Source organism: Faecousia intestinalis (assembly GCF_040096185.1).
Lineage (GTDB): Bacteria > Bacillota > Clostridia > Oscillospirales > Oscillospiraceae > JAZOXB01.
Map to the genome: position 1 here is coordinate 1 of NZ_JBBMFF010000070.1, position 2,921 is coordinate 2,921.

2 protein-coding genes are annotated in these 2,921 nt (G+C 61.5%); one reads left to right on the forward strand and one right to left on the reverse strand.

The genetic code is table 11. The annotated features are described in order from the left end of the window. Window positions 1–170: 170 nt before the first annotated feature. On the reverse strand, window positions 171–1,562 hold the full coding sequence (locus WMO66_RS00965) for a S1C family serine protease (RefSeq protein ID WP_349134538.1): 1,392 nt from the start codon (window positions 1,560–1,562) through the stop codon (window positions 171–173). A 352-nt stretch (window positions 1,563–1,914) separates the two neighbouring features. Between WMO66_RS00965 and WMO66_RS00970 the strand changes: the two genes are divergently transcribed. Continuing rightward, the gene (locus WMO66_RS00970; protein WP_349134539.1) at window positions 1,915–2,727 is read left to right on the forward strand and encodes a ParB/RepB/Spo0J family partition protein; all 813 of its coding nucleotides are present in this window, start codon (window positions 1,915–1,917) and stop codon (window positions 2,725–2,727) included. The last annotated feature ends 194 nt before the right edge of the window (window positions 2,728–2,921 follow it).

Here is a 2,921-nt window from a genome sequence, read left to right on the forward strand (position 1 = left end):
GCGGCGGCTTGGCGCCGGTCGGGGCATGCCCCGACCCTACAGTTACAAGCCTTCCCATCCAAACCTGCAAAAAAATCGGCAGCCGCCTCCGGCCCAGACCCGGAAGCGGCTGCCTTTTTAAGAAAGGAAGAAAGAAAAGAGAGAGTATTGGTAAATTGATTTTGCAGCGATCAGCCGCCGAAGCCGAAGCCCCACGGGAAGCTGTAGCCGCCGCCCTGCTGTTGCTGCTGGCTCTGATCCTGCTGCTGGCTCTGCTGCGTATCGCTTGAGCCGGCCTGCGCGGACTGCTTCTGCTCGGCAACGGTAACGGTCAGCTCCAGCGTCTGGCCCTGACGGTAGACGGAGAGCTTCAGCGTGTCGCCCGCCTTCTTGGCGGTGACGATCTGGACCAGATCGTTGCTGCCGGTGATCTCGGCGCCGTCCACGGCGGTGATGATATCGTTGGCCTGCAGGCCTGCCTGTGCAGCAGGAGCGCCATCTGTCACGGAGCGGACGACCGCGCCGGTGGGAAGGCCGTAGCTCGTCATTTCAGAGCTGACATCTTCAACGGAAACGCCGATGTACGGCTTGACGATATAGCCGTTTTTAATGATGCTCTCCACGATGCTGCGCACCGAGTTGATCGGGATGGCAAAGCCGATGTTATCGATGGACGCCTCACCGGAAGAGCCGCTGCTGGAATACTTCGCATTCGTGATGCCGATGACCTCGCCATAGAGGTTGAACAGCGCACCGCCGGAGTTGCCGGAGTTGATGGCGCAGTCCGTCTGGATGAGGTCCATCGTGACGTTACTCGAGAGCGTGACCTCGCGGTTCAGCGCGCTCACGGCGCCGGACGTCAGGGAGAACGTCAGCTCGCCGAGCGGGTTGCCGATGGCGACCACGGAATCGCCGACGTTCAGCTTGTCAGAATCGCCGAGCACGACGGGCGTCAGGCCGGTCGCGTCGATCTTCAGGACGGCGATGTCGTTGCTCTCGTCGTAGCCGACGATGGTGGCGTCGTAGCTCGTGCCGTCATACATCGTGACCTTCACGGAATTGGAATTTTCAATGACATGGTAGTTCGTCAGGATATAGCCGTCAGCCGTCAGGATGAAGCCGGAGCCGGAGGCAGCGGCCGTCGTCTGATAGCCCCAGTAGTTCGTGGTGATGGAGGTCGTGATGCCGACCGTGGAATTGACGTTGGCGGCATAGACCTCAGCAGCCGTCATTTCCTTGCTCGTGTCGATCTTTGAGACGTTGATGGCCGAGGTGGGACGGTCACCCTGCAGGATGGTGGAGGTGCTGCTGCTGCGCGAGCCGCCGGACGTGCCGGTCATGCTCGTGCCGATGGCCATGGCGCCTGCGCCGACCGCGCCGCCGAGGAGCGAGCAGCACAGCGCCAGCGCGACGACGCGCCCTGCGGTATGCTTCTTCTTCGGCTGCGTATGCTCCGGCTGCTGCGGCATCTGGTAGAGCGGCTGCTGCCACTGATTGCCGCTGGTCTCACTGCTCTGCGCTTCATTCCGGTTCTGCGCATCGTTGTTATCTTCATAGGGATGGAATCCGTCGTTTTCGTACATGATAAGCACTCCTTCGATCAAATTTCTCAGGAACCCCGCCGCGCGGCCGCTTCCGGCTTTGCTGCGGTGCCTTTGTTTTTCTTTCTGGCCACATTGTAGCGCGCCAAGCTGAAATGTTCCTGAAAGAAGGATGAAGGAATTATGAACTTCCGGAAAGCAGGCTGTGAACGGCCCGGATGCGGCATGGTTCCGCCACTTTTCCCATTTCCCGCGTATTTCCCAAGATATTGTGGTCCATCATTTCGAAAAACACAATTTATTGCGTTTCAGTCTCTTTCATTCGCGCAATTTCGCAGCGCAAACGCGTAAAATAGATAGCAGAACAACGCGCACGGCAAAGGAGGAGAGCAGGATGCGCAGAACAGGTGGACTGCTGGAAACAGGGAAAATTCTATATCTTCCGGCCGCACAGATCCGGCCGAATCCGGGCCAGCCGCGGAAGATCTTCGACCCGGCGGGGCTGCAGGAGCTGGCGGCGAGCATTGCGGAATACGGCATCGTGCAGCCGCTGACCGTCCGGCGGCGGGACGGATTCTATGAGCTGGTCGCAGGCGAGCGCCGCCTGCGCGCCGCGCGGATGGCGGGGCTTCGGGAGGTGCCCTGCATCCTGCTGTCGGTGGACGAGGCGCAGAGCGGCATGGTCGCGCTGGTGGAGAACCTCCAGCGGCGCGACCTCGACTACATCGAAGAGGCCGAGGGGCTGGCGCGGCTCATGCGCCTGTATGGTCTGAGTCAGGAGCAGGCGGCCCAGCGCGTGGGCAAAAGTCAGAGCGCCGTGGCGAACAAGCTGCGCTTGCTGCGCCACAGCCCGCAGGTGCTGGCCCTGCTGCGGGAGAACCAACTCTCGGAGCGGCACGCGCGGGCGCTGCTGCGGCTGCCGGAGGAGGAGGACCGGCTGGCCGTGCTGCAGACCGTCATCCGCCAGCAGCTCAACGTGGCAAAGACGGAGGCGTACATCGACGCCTATCTCGCGAAAAAGAACGCGCAGGAGCCGCCGAAGCGCGGCATCCGCAAGCTCATCGTGCGGGATGTGCGGCTGTTCCTGAACAGCGTGAACCACAGCCTCGAGCTCGTCCGCAGTGCGGGTATCCAGGCAGAAACAAAGCAGGAGGAGACGGATCGTGAGATCGTCCTGACCATTCGCCTGCCCAAGCGGGCAGGATGAGAAATAGGGAATTGCAGGAAGGTTCCCAGCCGCGCGCTGTAGGGGAGCGGACAGCCGGGCCCGGATCCGCACTGGCAGCCAGTACAGGGCAGCGATAAAAACGCACAAACCGATTGCGTCTGTACGTTTTCACGGCAGCCTGTACGGACTGCGAGTGCCTTCCCGAGATTGCCACGTCGCTTCGCTCCTCGCAA

Bases quoted from the DNA above. Each gene is read 5' to 3' on its own strand.
- WMO66_RS00965 (WP_349134538.1), bottom strand. From the start codon at position 1,562: ATGTACGAAAACGACGGATTCCATCCCTATGAAGATAACAACGATGCG.
- WMO66_RS00970 (WP_349134539.1), top strand. From the start codon at position 1,915: ATGCGCAGAACAGGTGGACTGCTGGAAACAGGGAAAATTCTATATCTT.